The organism is Thiohalobacter sp. IOR34, from assembly GCF_030406045.1.
GTDB lineage: Bacteria > Pseudomonadota > Gammaproteobacteria > Thiohalobacterales > Thiohalobacteraceae.
The window spans coordinates 1869738-1884638 of record NZ_CP128988.1 but is presented as its reverse complement, the minus strand read 5'-3'; the positions used below and the strand labels follow the sequence as shown (position 1 = coordinate 1884638).

General features: G+C 66.8%; 13 protein-coding genes and 1 pseudogene. All 14 read left to right on the top strand.

The genetic code is table 11. From position 1 onward, the window contains the following. Positions 1 to 27 precede the first annotated feature (27 nt). The 14 genes and pseudogenes from QVG61_RS08675 to fliN all read left to right on the top strand — a co-directional run bounded on the left by QVG61_RS08675 (position 28) and on the right by fliN (position 14897). On the top strand, positions 28 to 1221 hold the full coding sequence (locus QVG61_RS08675; RefSeq protein ID WP_289930236.1) for an ATP-binding protein: 1194 nt from the start codon (positions 28 to 30) through the stop codon (positions 1219 to 1221). 10 nt (positions 1222 to 1231) lie between these two features. Beyond that, positions 1232 to 2560 (top strand): sigma-54 dependent transcriptional regulator, encoded by a 1329-nt coding sequence (locus QVG61_RS08670; RefSeq protein WP_289930235.1) that lies wholly within the window; start codon positions 1232 to 1234, stop codon positions 2558 to 2560. A gap of 92 nt (positions 2561 to 2652) precedes the next feature. Continuing rightward, positions 2653 to 2976: a flagellar hook-basal body complex protein FliE gene (gene fliE, locus QVG61_RS08665; RefSeq protein ID WP_289930234.1), complete on the top strand. Its 324-nt coding sequence runs from the start codon at positions 2653 to 2655 to the stop codon at positions 2974 to 2976. Between the two features lie 18 nt (positions 2977 to 2994). Continuing rightward, a complete protein-coding gene (gene fliF, locus QVG61_RS08660) occupies positions 2995 to 4623 on the top strand; it encodes a flagellar basal-body MS-ring/collar protein FliF (RefSeq protein ID WP_289930233.1) in 1629 nt (542 codons plus the stop codon). After that, positions 4616 to 5629, top strand: coding sequence for a flagellar motor switch protein FliG (gene fliG / locus QVG61_RS08655; RefSeq protein ID WP_289930232.1), 1014 nt, complete (start codon positions 4616 to 4618; stop codon positions 5627 to 5629). The genes fliF and fliG overlap by 8 nt, the downstream gene beginning before the upstream one ends. 43 nt (positions 5630 to 5672) lie before the next feature. Then, on the top strand, positions 5673 to 6317 hold the full coding sequence (locus tag QVG61_RS08650) for a flagellar assembly protein FliH (RefSeq protein ID WP_289930231.1): 645 nt from the start codon (positions 5673 to 5675) through the stop codon (positions 6315 to 6317). Continuing rightward, the gene (fliI, locus tag QVG61_RS08645; RefSeq protein ID WP_289930230.1) at positions 6310 to 7692 is read left to right on the top strand and encodes a flagellar protein export ATPase FliI; all 1383 of its coding nucleotides are present in this window, start codon (positions 6310 to 6312) and stop codon (positions 7690 to 7692) included. Before QVG61_RS08650 ends, fliI begins: the two co-directional genes overlap by 8 nt. A gap of 37 nt (positions 7693 to 7729) precedes the next feature. Beyond that, positions 7730 to 8176, top strand: coding sequence for a flagellar export protein FliJ (gene fliJ / locus QVG61_RS08640; RefSeq protein WP_289930229.1), 447 nt, complete (start codon positions 7730 to 7732; stop codon positions 8174 to 8176). Positions 8177 to 8978: 802 nt separating this feature from the next. Then, positions 8979 to 9107: pseudogene (locus QVG61_RS08635) on the top strand (transposase); the annotation flags it as partial. A gap of 98 nt (positions 9108 to 9205) precedes the next feature. Continuing rightward, positions 9206 to 10342, top strand: coding sequence for a flagellar hook-length control protein FliK (locus tag QVG61_RS08630; protein ID WP_289930228.1), 1137 nt, complete (start codon positions 9206 to 9208; stop codon positions 10340 to 10342). Between the two features lie 166 nt (positions 10343 to 10508). After that, complete coding sequence (locus QVG61_RS08625) at positions 10509 to 12698, top strand: EAL domain-containing protein (protein WP_289930227.1); 2190 nt, start codon at positions 10509 to 10511, stop codon at positions 12696 to 12698. A 174-nt stretch (positions 12699 to 12872) separates the two neighbouring features. Next, entirely contained in the window at positions 12873 to 13412 is a 540-nt protein-coding gene (locus QVG61_RS08620) for a flagellar basal body-associated FliL family protein (protein WP_289930226.1), read from the top strand. 11 nt (positions 13413 to 13423) lie between these two features. Continuing rightward, complete coding sequence (gene fliM, locus QVG61_RS08615; protein ID WP_289930225.1) at positions 13424 to 14437, top strand: flagellar motor switch protein FliM; 1014 nt, start codon at positions 13424 to 13426, stop codon at positions 14435 to 14437. 19 nt (positions 14438 to 14456) lie between these two features. After that, positions 14457 to 14897 (top strand): flagellar motor switch protein FliN, encoded by a 441-nt coding sequence (fliN, locus tag QVG61_RS08610; RefSeq protein WP_289930224.1) that lies wholly within the window; start codon positions 14457 to 14459, stop codon positions 14895 to 14897. Positions 14898 to 14901 lie beyond the last annotated feature (4 nt).

Below are 14901 nucleotides of genomic sequence, written 5' to 3'. Positions count from 1 at the left end.
CGAACAGAGCCGGGATTGCGCCAGTTGATGAACCAGACCCTCCCCCAGAATCCGCAACAGTTGCAGGATGCCTTCCTGGCCTTCAGCCGCATGTCGGAGGCCCTGGAGGCCTCTTATCGCGAGCTGGAGCAGCGGGTGGCGGAGCTGAACGTGGAACTGGCGGCCAGCCGCTCGGAGCGGCTGCAGCTGGCCGAGCGGCTGGAGACGCTGGTCGACGCCCTGCCGGGTGGGGTACTGGTGGTCGACGGCGAGGGGCGGATCCGGGAGTGCAACCGCGCCGCCGAATCCCTGCTTGGGGTGCCGCTGAGCGGGCGTCTCTGGGCGGAGGTCAGCGAACGGGCCTTCAACAGCCGCCGGATCCACGGGGCCGAGCTGCGCCTGGCCGACGGCCGCTGGGTGAACATCGCCAGCCGTGAGCTGGAGGCCGGCCACGGCCGCATCCTGCTGCTCAACGATGTCACCGAGACCCGCCAGCTGCAGGCCGCCATGAGCCGCCAGCAGCGCCTCTCGGCGATGGGCGAGATGGTCGCCGGCCTGGCCCACCAGATCCGCACCCCCCTGTCCACGGCGCTGCTCTATGCCTCGCAGCTGGCCGGGCCGATGCCGGATGCGGCGGCGCGTGAGCGCTTCGCCGGCCGGCTGGTGGAGCGCCTGCATCATCTGGAACGCCTGGTCGACGACATGCTGCTGTTCGCCCGCGGCGGCGAGGCCGGTGACCAGTGCTTCGACTGCGCGGCCCTGTTCGCCTCGGTCGAGGCGGCGATGCAGGCCGAGCTGGCCGCTGGCGGCGCCCGGCTGCAGGTCGAGGACCGCAGTGGCGGCTGCCTGTTGCAGGGCAACCCCGAGCTGCTGGCCGGGGCGCTGGCCAACCTGGTGAGCAACAGCCTGCAGGCGGACGGCACCACGAGGATCCGCATCGAGGCCGGGAGTGGCACGGACGGCGGCGTCTGGATCCGGGTCAGCGACGACGGCCCGGGCATTCCGCCGGCACTGCGGGAGCGGATCTTCCAGCCTTTCTTCACCACCCGCCCGAACGGCACCGGGCTGGGGCTGGCCCTGGTGCAGAGCCTGGTGCGCAGCCACGGCGGGGCGATCGAACTCGAAGACGACGAGACGCAGGGTGCGAGTTTCATGCTGCGTTTTCCGCCGGTACTGCTGGCCGATGTGCTGTCCGGCGAGGACAGCCGGCGACTGAACCGGCTGGCGTGTGGAAGCAATTGAGGAGCAGACGATGAGTAAAGCCACGGTCCTGATCGTTGAAGATGACCATGCCCTGCGGCAGGCGCTGTGCGACACCCTGGAGCTGGCCGGCTATGCCGTGTCCGGGGCCGCCGACGGTGGCGCCGCCCTGGCGCTGCTGGAACGGCAGCCGGTGGACATGGTGGTCAGCGACGTGCAGATGCCGGAGATGGATGGCCACCAGTTACTGAAGCGCATCCAGGCGCGCCTGCCGAACCTGCCGGTGGTGCTGATGACCGCCTTCGGCACGGTGCAGAAGGCGGTGGATGCCATGCGCTGCGGTGCCGCCGACTATCTGCTCAAGCCCTTCGAGGCCGAGGTCCTGGTGGAGATGGTGGAACGCTACCTGCGGCCGCCCGCTGCCGGGGCGGGGCCGGTGGCGGCCGATCCCCGCTCGCGTGAACTTCTGGCGCTGGCAGAGCGGGTCGCCGCCACCGATGCCACGGTGATGATCAGTGGTGAGTCCGGTTCCGGCAAGGAGGTCTATGCCCGCTTCATCCACGAGCATTCGCCGCGCAGCGACGGGCCATTCGTCGCCATCAACTGTGCCGCCATTCCCGAGAACATGCTGGAGGCGGTGCTCTTCGGCTACGAGAAGGGCGCCTTCACCGGTGCCTACCAGGCCCGTGCCGGCAAGTTCGAGCAGGCCCAGGGCGGCACCCTGCTGCTGGACGAGATCTCGGAGATGGATCTCGGCCTGCAGGCCAAGCTGCTGCGCGTGCTGCAGGAGCGCGAGGTGGAGCGCCTCGGCGGCAAGACGCCGATCAGCCTGGACGTGCGGGTGCTGGCTACCAGCAACCGGCGCATGCGCGAGGAGGTGACCGCGGGGCGCTTCCGCGAGGACCTGTTCTACCGGCTCAACGTCTTCCCCTTGAACCTGCCCCCGCTGCGCCAGCGGCCGGCCGACATTCTGCCCCTGGCCCGGCGCCTGCTGGAACGTCACACCCCGGCCGGCCGGCCGGTGCCAGCCCTCTGCCCGGAGGCCGAGGCCCGGCTGCTGGACTATGCCTGGCCGGGCAATGTGCGTGAGCTGGAGAACGTCCTGCAGCGGGCGGTGATCCTGATGAGCGGCGACTGCATCGAGGCGGTCGATTTGCACTTCGAGGCCGAGGCCATGTGTCTGCCGGACGCGCCCATGGCGCCGGCGCGGCCCGAGTGTCTCGGCGAGGACCTGAAGAGCATCGAACAGCAGAAGATTCTCGATGCCCTGAGCCAGGCCGGCAGCCGCAAGGCCGCCGCCGAGCGGCTCGGCATCAGTCCGCGGACCCTGCGCTACAAGCTGGCGCGGATGCGCGAGGCAGGCATCGCCGTGCCCGCCTGAGCGGGCTGGCCCGCAAACTGCATCCATTCAGGGTATTGCACCCTAGACAGCCGGTCGTTTGACGGCCCAGGACAAGGATCGGGAGAACCGCAATGAGTGAGATCGACGTCAATCAGCTCCTTAACCAGATGCGCGCCATGGCCGGTGCCGCCCAGGGTGCCGAGCGGGCGCCGGCGGCGGAGGAGGCCGGGGGGCCGGGTTTTGCCGCCCTGCTCAAGCAGTCCGTCGACCAGGTCAGCGACGCCCAGCGGACCGCCGGCGCGATGGCCAACGCCTTTGCCAAGGGCGACCCCAATGTCGACCTGACCGAGGTGATGGTGGCGCTGCAGAAGGCCAGCGTCTCTTTCCAGGCCATGACCCAGGTGCGCAACAAGCTGGTCGAGGCCTATCAGCAAGTGATGAACATGAATCTCTGAGACGGGTGAATCGAGACGATGGCACTGGTAGAAGCGGAAGCGGTACACGGATTTGCGGCCCTGCCGGCGGTGCGGCAGGTCGGGCTGATGATCGGACTGGCGGCCAGCGTGGCGCTGGGCGTGGCCGTGGTGCTCTGGTCGCAGACCCCGAACTACAGTCTGCTCTATGCCAATCTGCCGGAGCGTGATGCCAGCCAGGTGGCAGATGCCCTGCAGCAGGCCGGCATCCCCTACAAGATCGATGCCGGCAGCGGTGCCCTGCTGGTGCCGGCCGACAAGATCCACGAGGCGCGGCTCAAACTGGCCGCCAACGGCCTGCCCAAGGGCAATGACGGCTTCGAGATGCTGAACGGTGATCAGGGCTTCGGCACCAGCCAGTTCGTGGAGATGGCGCGCCACCAGCATGCCCTGGAGATCGAGCTGAGCCAGACCATCGGCACCCTGCGTGGCATCAAGCATGCGCGGGTCCATCTGGCCCTGCCCAAGCGTTCGGTGTTCCTGCGCAAGAAGGAGACACCGACCGCCTCGGTGGTGGTCGAGCTCTATGCCGGCCGCAGCCTGAATGACGGCCAGGTCGCCTCCATCGTCAACCTGGTGGCCGGCAGCGTGCCCCATCTGTCGCCGAACGATGTCACCGTGGTCGATCAGTCCGGCAACCTGCTCACCAGCCGCAGCGATTCCGCCGTCGGCGTCAATTCCAGCCAGTTCGCCTATACCCGCAAGCTGGAGGATACCTTCGTCAAGCGTATCGAGGACCTGCTCGGCCCGCTGGTCGGCAACGGTGGGGTGCGGGCCCAGGTGGCGGCGGAACTGGACTTCACCGAGGTGGAGAAGACCCAGGAGAGCTACAACCCGGAACTGTCCGCCCTGCGCAGCGAACAGGTGGTGGAGGAACACAACGGCGGCAACGGCATGGCCATGGGCGTGCCCGGTACCCTGTCCAACCAGCCGCCAGGCGGCGGCAGCACCCAGCCCCAGGATCAGGGCAATGGCAGCGAGCCGCCCTCGCCCAATGGCAACAGCATGCGCCGCAGCACCCGCAACTACGAGCTGGACAAGACCATCAGCCACACCCGGCTGGCCAGCGGCACCATCCGCCGCCTGTCCATCGCCGTGGTGCTCGACGACAAGCGGACGCTGGACGATGCCGGCAACCCGGTGAGCAGCAAATGGAGCGACGAGGAGATCGCCAAGTTCACCACCCTGGTCAAGGAGGCGGTAGGCTTCGATCCCGAGCGTGGCGACAGCGTGCAGATCATCAACCAGTCCTTCCAGCCGGCGCCGGCACCCGAGCCGCTGCCCGAACCCTCGCTGCTGGAGCAGCCCTGGGTGTGGCGGCTGGCCAAGCAGGTGCTGGGTGGTCTCGGTGTGCTGCTGCTGATCTTCGGTGTCATCAAGCCGGTGATGCGCAACCTGGCCGAGCACGGGCGTCTGCAGCAGCAGTCACAGGCGGCACTGGCTACGGCCACCGTCGGCGAGGGGGGCGGCATGGCCGAGGACCAGGTGACCCTCGGTGGTCCCCAGCCACAGGATGGTCTGCCCTCGCCGGGTTACGAGGACAAGCTGGGCACGGCCCAGGAGATGGTCAAGGATGATCCAAAGCGGGTCGCACAATTGATGAAGAACTGGGTGAGCGAAGATGGATGAGCACAGCGGCAAGATCTCCGGCACCGACCGGGCGGCCATCTTTCTGCTGTCCCTGGGTGAGGACAAGGCCGCCGAGGTGCTGAAGCACATGGGGCCCAAGGAGGTGCAGAAGGTCGGCGCCGCCATGGCCTCGCTGAGCAACGTCACCAGTGACCAGGTCGGTCAGGTGATGGAGGAATTCGTCGAGGCGGTCGGCAGGCAGACGGCACTCGGCGTCGGTTCCGAGGAGTACATCCGCAAGGTGATGGTCGATGCCCTGGGCGAGGACAAGGCCAGCAACATCATCGACCGCATCATGCTCGGCCGCAACACCAAGGGCCTGGAGCAGCTGAAGTGGATGGATGCCCGCGCGGTGGCCGAGATCATCCGCCTGGAGCATCCGCAGATCATGGCCATCGTGCTCTCCTATCTGGACAGTGACCATGCCGCCGAGGTGCTCACCTTCCTGCCGGAGCGGGTGCGGGTCGACGTGCTGCTGCGCATCGCCACCCTGGACGGCATCCAGCCCTCGGCCCTGGCGGAGCTGGACGAGATCATGGAACGCCAGTTCTCCGGCGGCAAGGACAGCGTCAAGTCCACCGGCGTCGGCGGCATCAAGTCCGCTGCCAACATCCTCAACTTCGTCGACAGCTCGATCGAGGCCGAGGTGATGGAGATGATCAAGGACACCGACGCCGATCTGGGACAGCAGATCCAGGACCTGATGTTCGTCTTCGACAACCTGGCCGATGTCGACGACCAGGGCATCCAGGCGCTGCTGCGCGAGGTCTCGTCCGACACCCTGATCATCGCCCTCAAGGGGGCCGACGATGCGGTCAAGGAGAAGATCTTCAGCAACATGTCCAAGCGTGCCTCGGAGATGCTGCGCGACGACCTGGAAGCCAAGGGACCGGTGCGGGTCAGCGAAGTGGAGGCGGCGCAGAAGGAGATCCTCTCCATTGCCCGCCGCATGGCCGACGCCGGCGACATCGTGCTCGGTGGCAAGGGTGCCGAGGAATTCCTCTGATGAGCTGCTGTACCGGAGCGGCCCGGGGAAGCCGCTGGACTGAATGGCCATCGCGGGTGGCGGCATGAACGGCAAGATCATCTCCGCCGATACCCTGGCGGATGTGGAGAACTGGCAGCTGCCGGAGGTGGACGACGGCGCCCCGGCCGACGCCTGCCGGCCGGTCACCGCCCGCCAGCTGGAGGAGATCCAGCAGCAGGCCTATGCCGAGGGTCTGGAACAGGGCCGTCAGGCCGGACTCCAGGCGGGGCAGCGGGAGATCGCCAGCCGGGTGCGCGAGCTGGAGGCGCTGATGCGGCTGCTGGCCCGGCCGCTGGAGGATCTCGACCGGCAGGTGGAGGAGGAACTGGTCTCCCTGGCGATGCTGGTCGCCCGTCAGCTGGTGCGGCGCGAGCTGAAGACCGATCCAGGCGAGATTCTGGCGGTGGTGCGCGAGGCCCTGGCGCTGCTGCCGGTGGCGGCGCGCAACGTGCGCCTGCACCTGCATCCGGAGGACGCCGCGCTGGTGCGCGAGACCCTGTCGGTGAACGAGGCCGAGCAGGAGTGGAAGATCGTCGAGGACCCGGTGCTCAGCCGTGGCGGCTGCAAGCTGAGCAGCGACAGCTCGCAGATCGATGCCACGGTGGAGAACCGGCTCAACGCGGTGATCGCCCGGGTGCTGGGCGGGGAGCGCCAGGGGGATGCCTGAGGTGGGGCGGATACCGGAGGTCGAGCGCAGCGGCCGCTGGGCCGGACGCCTTGCCAGCTACCGGGAGCGCATTGCCGAGCCCGTGCCCCTGGTGGTGGAGGGACGCCTGACCCGCATGGTCGGCCTGACCCTGGAGGCGGTCGGCTGCCAGGCCTCGATCGGTGGCCGTTGCCTGATCGTCAATCCCGATGAGTCGCATATCGAGGCCGAGGTGGTCGGTTTCTCGGGTGAGAGCCTGTACCTGATGCCAACCGCCGACATCCAGGGGCTGGCACCCAATGCCCGGGTGATCCCGACCCAGCGCAGCTGCGAGGTGCCGGTCGGCGATTGCCTGCTTGGCCGGGTGCTGGATGGTGCCGGTCGGCCGCTGGACGGCAAGGGGCCGCTGCAGGCCACTGGCCGCATGCCGCTCAGCGGTCGTTCGATCAATCCCCTGTCGCGGCGGCCGATCCGCGAGCCGCTGGACGTCGGGGTGCGTGCCATCAACGCCCTGCTCAGCGTCGGCCGTGGCCAGCGCATGGGCCTGTTCGCCGGTTCCGGTGTCGGCAAGAGCGTGCTGCTCAGCATGATGACCCGCTATACCAATGCCGATGTCACCGTGGTCGGACTGATCGGTGAACGTGGCCGGGAGGTGGTGGAGTTCGTGCAGAACAACCTCGGCGAGGCGGGACTGGCGCGTTCGGTGGTGGTCGCCACCCCGGCCGACACCTCGCCGCTGATGCGCTTGCACGGCGCCATGCTGGCGACCTCCATCGCCGAGTACTACCGGGACCAGGGGTTGAACGTGTTGCTGCTGATGGACTCGCTGACCCGCTTCGCCCAGGCGCAGCGCGAGATCGCGCTGGCCATCGGTGAGCCGCCGGCGACCAAGGGGTATCCGCCCTCGGTGTTCGCCAAATTGCCGCAACTGGTGGAGCGGGCCGGCAACGGCGATGTCGGCGGGGGGGCGATCACCGCCTTCTACACCGTGCTCACGGAGGGTGATGACCAGCAGGATCCGATCGCCGATGCGGCGCGCGCCATCCTCGATGGCCATGTGGTGCTGTCGCGCGAGCTGGCCGAGGCCGGGCACTACCCGGCGATCGACATCGAGGCCTCGATCAGCCGGGCCATGACCGAGATCACCGACGAGGCGCACCTGGCCGCGGCGCGGCGCTTCAAGCAGCTCTATTCGACCTACCGCCAGAATCGCGACCTGATCAGCGTCGGTGCCTACCAGCCGGGCAGCGACCCGCGCATCGACGAGGCCATCGAATGCCATCCCCGACTGATGGCCTTCCTGCAGCAGGACATGGGGCAGTCGGTGTCGCTGGCCGACAGCCTTGCTGAACTGGAACAGCTGCTCGGTGGCCAGCAGCTGCAGCTTCAGTCATGAATGAAGCTGCCCCACGGCCGGCGGGGGGGGGCGGGCAATGAGCCGCTCGCGGCGCATGCGCCCGGTGGTCGAGGTGGCCGACCGGCGTGAACAGCAGGCGGCACGCATCCTCGGCGAGGCCCGGCGGCGGCTGCAGGAGGAGGAAGCCAAGCTGGCCCAGCTGATCGAGTACCACGCGGACTATGCCCGCCGTCTCGAGGCCGGCAGCGGCGCCAGCCTCAGCGCCGCGCGGTTGCAGGACTTCCGCCTCTTCCTCGACCGTCTGGCCCAGGCGATCCGCCAGCAGCGTGAGCGGATCGAACGGCAGCGTCTCGACTGCGAGGAAAAGCGTCTGGCCTGGCTGGCGACGCGCAGCCGCAGCCAGGCGCTGGACAAGGTGGTGGAACGCTATCAGCGCGAGGAGCAAAAGGCCGCGGCGCGCCGGGAACAGCGCGAAAGCGACGAGCAGGCGCAGCACGGCAGCCGGCGCCGCAAGCCGCGCTGAGCCGTCCTGCCCCGGATATTGCACCAAGGCGGCGCGCGTGATCGGCGTGCAGGCTGACATACAAGGCCGGGAGGCTCGCAAATGGCTCCTCCCGGCGGGGTACAGGTTGTGCCTGTTCGATGTCAGGCCGACTCTGTCTTCGCATCCTGGGTGATCCTCCTCAAGCCATAGCAACGGTTTCGGACGATCACCCAAGCTGCTTTGCCAGCCTCGCCCTGAGCATCGAATCCTTGGTGCAATATCCGGGCTAGTCCGCAGCAGCCAGGAAGCGTCCGTGTTTTTTTCCGTGGATTCCGTGGCCATCAATCTTTTTTGTGGGTTTCGCGGGTTTCGTGGCCATCGCCGTTTCCGTCAATGGCGGGCGATGCCACCTCGATCGCGGCCAGGAGGCCGCTCCTACAATGCCTTCCGTGGCCATCGATTTTCGCGGGTTTCGCGGGTTTCGTGGCCATCGCCGTTTCCGTCAATGGCGGGTGATGCCACCTTGATCGCGGCCAGGAGGCCGCTCCTACAATGCCTTCCGTGGCCATCGATTTTCGTGGGTTTCGCGGGTTTCGTGGCCATCGCCGTTTCCGTCAATGGCGGGCGATGCCACCTCGATCGCGGCCTGGAGGCCGCTCCTACAATGCCTTCCGTGGCCATCGATTTTCGCGGGTTTCGCGGGTTTCGTGGCCATCGCCGTTTCCGTCAACGGCGGGTGATGCCACCTCGATCGCGGCCAGGAGGCCGCTCCTGCCAGGGTGCCGCCATGCCCCGTAGGAGCGGCCTCCAGGCCGCGATACCCGGCAGGTCCAGGCATGCCATCATCCGGGGTCCGATGGGCTTCCAGCGGTTTCTGCTGCGGGGCCTGGAAGAGGTGCGGTGCGAATGGAACCTGGTCTGTCTGGCCTGCAATTGCAGGCGCCTGCACCGGTTGGTGATGGCCATGTAAGCCGGGGGATGCTTACTGGATGTCGCCCGGGCATGCAGCCTGGCACAGAGCTTGCAAATTCCTCAGGTCGAGCAGCCAACCCCTGCAAGGAGACCGCCATGCCTGACATGATGTTGCCGCAGACGCCGCCCCAATCCGTTCCCGCTTCGTCGGCCCAGAGCCGGCCGGATGCCGCAGCCGAGGCGCTGCCTGGCGAGGTGGCCGAGGGAACAGCTACCCCGGCCAAGGACAGTTTCTCCCAGGTACTGGATGGTCAGTTGCGGGAGGAGCCCTCCAACGCAGCGGAGGGGACGACCTTGCCGGAGGACGGCAAGGACTTGCCGGAGGTACTGGAAGCTGGCGAGCAGCGCCTGCTGGAACTGGCCGAGGCGGCCCAGGCAGAGACGGAGACCCTGCCCGTCGATGGTTTGCCACCGGGCGTGCCCTCCCTGCCGTTGGCGGTGAACGAGACCCTGGCCGACGCGGAGAAGACGGGGCGACAGGCCGCGGCGCGCCAGTCTCGCGCTGCGCGGCCGGCGGATGGCCTGTTGCCCTTGGCTGCCCAGGCGGCGGAAGCGGCCGACAGCCGTCCCCTGGCGAGCGCCGAGCATCTTCCCCGGCCGCCGCTGGATGTCCTGCAGCAGCGTCTCCAGGAGGTTCTGCATGCCAGCCGCGGTACGCCGCAGGAGGGGCTTCGCCAGACGCCGCTGCCGGCCGACCGGCCGCAGACGCCGGATCTGCTGGCCGTGGCGCTGCCCTCGGCGCAGCCCGCCGCTCCCGCCCCGACGGCATCTGCGCCGCTGCAGTCGCCGCCGTCTGCCACCCTTGCCGTGCCGCTGCAGCAGCCGGGCTGGGACGAGGCGCTGGGCGAACGGGTGCTGTGGATGACCGGTCAGAAGCTGCAGGCAGCCGAGATCAAGCTCAATCCGCCCCAGCTCGGTCCCATCGAGGTGCGCATCCAGATGCATCAGGACCAGGCCCAGGTCAGCTTTACCGCCCACCATGCCGTGGTCCGCGATGCCCTGGAGGCGGCCATCCCGCGGCTGCGTGAGATGCTGGGCGACAGCGGCCTGCAACTGCTCGACGTGAACATCTCCGAACACTCCTTCGCCGAGCAGCGCCAGGCGGCCGGCGATACCGACGGGGAGTCCAGCGCTGGCTGGGCGGGGGAGGCTGCGGAGGAGGTGGACAGTGCGCAGGAAACCCTCCTGCCCAGGCATGCAGGTGCCGCCGGCCGGGTGGATCTGTTCGCCTGAGCGCCTTCCTTCCGCCGATATCCGCCAGGGTTGTAGGCAGGCCGTAATAAATATGTTACGGTCCGCCATTATCGATAATAACAACTTAAAACAATAAGAGATGAGCGGAGACACGAGATCGAGGCAGAGAGGGGCTGCAGCGAGCGATTCGGCCGCTGAGCAGCGTTTGAGCGAGCACCGGAAGAATTTCGGTTACGTGCTGCAACTGGGCAGCGCCGATGCCGAGATCATCCGTCGCTATCACGACTTTCTGAGCCAGGGAGCGGCACGCTTCGCTGAGGTCTACTACAACTACCTGTTCGACAATCCGGCCATGGCCGATGTGCTCTACGCCCTGGAACAGCGTGGTGGCAACATCGGCGATCTGGTGCGCGCCCATCTCAATCAGTTGCTTGGCCTGCTGGCGCCGGAGCCGGAGCTTAGTGCCTTCGGTGCCGGGGAACGCCATGGCCTGCATGGTATCGAACCGCTCTGGGTGATGGGCGGTTATCGCTTGTATCTCGACCATCTGCTGAAACTGGTTCAGGACATTCCCGATATCGGCGACGCGGAACGGCTGGCGCTGGAGAACACCCTGGTCAAGCGGGTGTTCCACGACATGGGCCTGATGTTGCAGGGCTACTGGGAACAGCGCTGTAGCGAGCTGCGCGAGGCCCGGGAGACGGCTCAGCAGGCGCAGCGGACGATCGAGCAGCTGCTCGACAACGTGCCGCAGATCCTCTGGTCGGTCGATGTGCGCGGCAACGAGCTGCTCTATGCCAGTCCCGCCGCGCAGCGCCTGTTGGGCCTGGCCCCCGCCTGTGATGCCATCCCTTGCCTCGAAGAGACCCATGAGGACGACCGCGAATCCCTGCAGGCCGCCTGGCAGCGGGCCCTGGAGGGCGAGACGTCCAGCGCCCGGATCCGTCTGACCGCCGGGGACGACCGCCCCGAGGGCTGCTACCGTGCCTGCTTCCATCCGGCGCGCTCGCGGCGTCAGGTGGTGCGCATCGACTGCCTGCTGGAGGATGTCACCGAACAGCAACAGGCGCTGGTCCAGCTCCAGCAACAGGCCACCACCGACGAGCTCACCCGGCTGGCCAACCGCACCCTCTGGTACGACCGCGTCAACCAGGCGATCAGCCGCTGCCGCCGCGACGAGCTGCACAAGGTTGTGCTGCTGCTGCTCGATATCGACCACTTCAAGATGGTCAACGACACCCTGGGTCGGGCCGCCGGCGACGAATTGCTGCGCCAGGTGGCCAGCCGCCTGCAGGCCGCACTGCGCGACTCCGATACCCTGGCCCGTCTCGGTGGCGACGAGTTCGCCATCCTCATGCCGGCGGTGGGCGATGCGCACACCGCCGGTGAGCGGGTGGCGAAGAAGGTGCTGGAATGTTTCCGCGAACCCTATCACTTCGCCGACGAGGAGCTGTTCTTCACCACCGCCATCGGGATCGCCGTCTATCCGGAACACGGTGCCGATGCGGATACCCTGCTGAACCGGGCCGAGATCGCCATGATGCGTGCCAAGGCCGACGAGGCGGGCTACCAGTTCTACACCCAGGGCAGCGAGGAGGAGGGCGGTTCCCGGCCGCTGCATGTCTCCGCCCAGTTGCGTCATGCCCTGGAACGCAACGAATTCGAACTCCACTACCAGCCCAAGGTCGACATGCACAGCCGGCGCCTGTGCGGCGCCGAGGCGCTGCTGCGCTGGAAACATCCGCGGGACGGGCTGGTGGCGCCGGCGCGCTTCCTCGATACTGCCGAGCAGATGGGACTGATGTCGCCCATCACCAACTGGGTGCTGGTCACCGCCCTGCGCCAGTGCAACGAATGGCGCCAGGCCGGGCTCGAGCTGCCGGTTTCGATCAATGTATCGGCGCGTTCCTTCCGTTCGCCACGCCTGCTGGAGCGCATCCAGTGGGCCCTGCGCGAGGCCGGCGTCGACGGTGACTGTCTGGAGATCGAGATCACCGAGGACACCCTGATGGCCGATCTCGATCATGGCATCGAGGTGCTGCAGCGGCTGGCCGATCTCGGTATCGGCGTCGCGGTGGACGATTTCGGCACCGGCTATTCCTCGCTGCCCTCCCTGAAGCGTCTGCCGATCGGCACCCTGAAGATCGATCGCTCCTTCCTGGGCGGCATCAGCCACAGCGAGAACGATGCGGTGATCGTCCGCTCCATCATCGATATCGGCCACAATCTCGGTTTCCGGGTGATGGCCGAGGGTGTCGAGGACGACGGTGCCTGGGAGCTGCTCCAGGTACTGGGCTGTGATGCGGCCCAGGGTTTCCACATCAGCGGGCCGCTGTCGCGTCAGCATTTCACTGCCTGGCTGAACGAGACCTCCTGGGAACTGCCGCAGCATTGAGGCCGTCCGAAGTCGCCAAAGAACCGGCTGCGAGGTGTGATCCAGCCGCCAATTCCCCGTCAGCGTTTTCTTTTCCTTCTCTATCCGCCTGATCTGGCAAGATAAAAAAAATCCCCGTCGCGTGGCATAGCTCTTGCTACCCCTGGAGTGAGACTCATAGAGGGATAGCGTGACATGGCTGACGATCTGGATCTGGATACCGCTGGCGAGGAAGAACCCGACAAGGGCGGGTCGCTGAAATGGATCATCATCGGCGTGCTCGGTGTGGTCCTGCTGGTCGGCGCGATCCTGGGCACCCTGTATTTCGCCGGCATACTCGGTGGCGGTGAGGAACCGCCGGTAGCGGAGAAGGGCGACGGGAAGGCGGTGGAAAAGACCACTGCGGCTCCCAAGGGACCGATGCTCTACCTGCCGATGGATCCACCCTTCGTGGTCAATTTCGGCGCCGATGCCGACATGCGCTTCATGCAACTCACCCTGCAGGCCGCCGACCACGACCCTGCCGTTCTGGAACGGGTCAAGGAACATGCGCCAGCGATCCGCAACAGCCTGGTGATGCTGTTCAGCAGTCAGTCGCCGGAGGCGCTCAATACCCGGGAGGGCAAGGAGAAGCTGCGACAGGAGGCGCTGAAGGAGGTCCGCCGGGTGCTCGGTGAGCTGACCGGTCAGGCGAAGCTCGAGAACATCTACTTCACCAGTTTCGTGATGCAGTAGGGGGTGACGCGGTGAACGATCTTCTTTCCCAGGAAGAAATCGATGCCCTGCTGCATGGTGTCGGCAGCGGCGATGTAGAGACCGAGACCGACGAGGGGCCGGGTGACGGTACGGCGCAGGCCTATGACTTCACCAGCCAGGACCGTATCGTCCGCGGTCGCATGCCGACCCTGGAGATGATCAACGAGCGCTTTGCCCGCCATTTCCGCATCACCCTGTTCAACATGCTGCGCCGCCAGGGCGAGATCTCGGTTGGCGGCGTGCAGATGCTCAAGTTCGGCGAATACGTGCACAGCCTGTTCGTGCCCACCAGTCTGAACCTGGTCAGAATCTCCCCCCTGCGCGGTACGGCGCTGTTCGTGTTCGACCCCAAGCTGGTGTTCAGCGCGGTGGACAACTATTTCGGCGGCGACGGCCGCTTTCACGCCAAGATCGAGGGCCGCGAGTTCACGCCCACCGAGCAGCGTGTCATCCAGCGCATGCTGGACAAGGCCTTCATCGACCTCAAGCAGGCCTGGAAGCCGGTGCTGGACATCGATTTCGAATTCATGAACTCGGAGGTCAACCCCCAGTTCGCCAATATCGTCAGCCCGACCGAGGTGGTGGTGGTATCCACCTTCCACATCGAGCTGGAGGGAGGCGGTGGGGCGCTGCACGTGACCATGCCCTACTCCATGGTCGAGCCGATCCGCGATCTGCTCGATGCCGGCGTGCAGAGCGACCGCTCCGAGGTGGACGAGCGCTGGCGCATCGCCATCCGCGAGGAGATGAAGGATGCCACCATCGAGATGGGCAGCACCCTCACCGAGGTCAGCCTGAGCATGCGCGAGCTGATGGCGCTCAAGCCCGGCGATGTCATCCCCATCGACCTGCCGGAGACGGTGGTGCTGGAGGCGGAGGAGGTTCCGCTGTTCCGCGGCAAACTCGGCATATCCAATGGCAGCCGGGCAATCAAGATCACCGAAGCCATCCAGAAGACCGATCTCTCGCTGGGTCAGGTGACCGATCTGGTACCGAAGCATTGAAGGGTTCCCGGAGACAGACATGACAGACGAAGAACAGAATGTAGATCAGGAAGCCATGGCCGACGACTGGGCCGCGGCGATGGCCGAGCAGGCCGATGCCGAGAGCGGTGGTGAGGCGGCTGGTGGCGGCGACCCGGCGGTTCAGCCGGCGGAGCTGGACGAGCTGCAGAGTGAGGGCTTGCCGGTGGTGCAGGACGAGGACGTCAATCTCGATCTGATCCTCGACATTCCGGTGACCATCGCCATGGAGATCGGCCGCACGCGGATCAGCATCCGCAATCTGCTGCAGCTCAATCAGGGCTCGGTGGTGGAGCTGGACCGGCTGGCCGGTGAACCGATGGACGTGTTGGTCAACGGTACCCTGGTGGCGCATGGCGAGGTGGTGGTGGTGAACGAGAAATTCGGCATCCGCCTGACCGACGTGGTCAGTCCCTCGGAACGCGTCAAAAAGCTGAAGTAGGTCG

Bases quoted from the DNA above. Each gene is read 5' to 3' on its own strand.
- QVG61_RS08620 (WP_289930226.1), top strand. From the start codon at position 12,873: ATGGCTGACGATCTGGATCTGGATACCGCTGGCGAGGAAGAACCCGAC.
- fliN (WP_289930224.1), top strand. From the start codon at position 14,457: ATGACAGACGAAGAACAGAATGTAGATCAGGAAGCCATGGCCGACGAC.
- QVG61_RS08650 (WP_289930231.1), top strand. From the start codon at position 5,673: ATGGCCATCGCGGGTGGCGGCATGAACGGCAAGATCATCTCCGCCGAT.
- fliI (WP_289930230.1), top strand. From the start codon at position 6,310: ATGCCTGAGGTGGGGCGGATACCGGAGGTCGAGCGCAGCGGCCGCTGG.
- QVG61_RS08675 (WP_289930236.1), top strand. From the start codon at position 28: ATGAACCAGACCCTCCCCCAGAATCCGCAACAGTTGCAGGATGCCTTC.
- fliG (WP_289930232.1), top strand. From the start codon at position 4,616: ATGGATGAGCACAGCGGCAAGATCTCCGGCACCGACCGGGCGGCCATC.
- fliF (WP_289930233.1), top strand. From the start codon at position 2,995: ATGGCACTGGTAGAAGCGGAAGCGGTACACGGATTTGCGGCCCTGCCG.
- QVG61_RS08670 (WP_289930235.1), top strand. From the start codon at position 1,232: ATGAGTAAAGCCACGGTCCTGATCGTTGAAGATGACCATGCCCTGCGG.
- fliE (WP_289930234.1), top strand. From the start codon at position 2,653: ATGAGTGAGATCGACGTCAATCAGCTCCTTAACCAGATGCGCGCCATG.
- QVG61_RS08630 (WP_289930228.1), top strand. From the start codon at position 9,206: ATGCCTGACATGATGTTGCCGCAGACGCCGCCCCAATCCGTTCCCGCT.
- fliJ (WP_289930229.1), top strand. From the start codon at position 7,730: ATGAGCCGCTCGCGGCGCATGCGCCCGGTGGTCGAGGTGGCCGACCGG.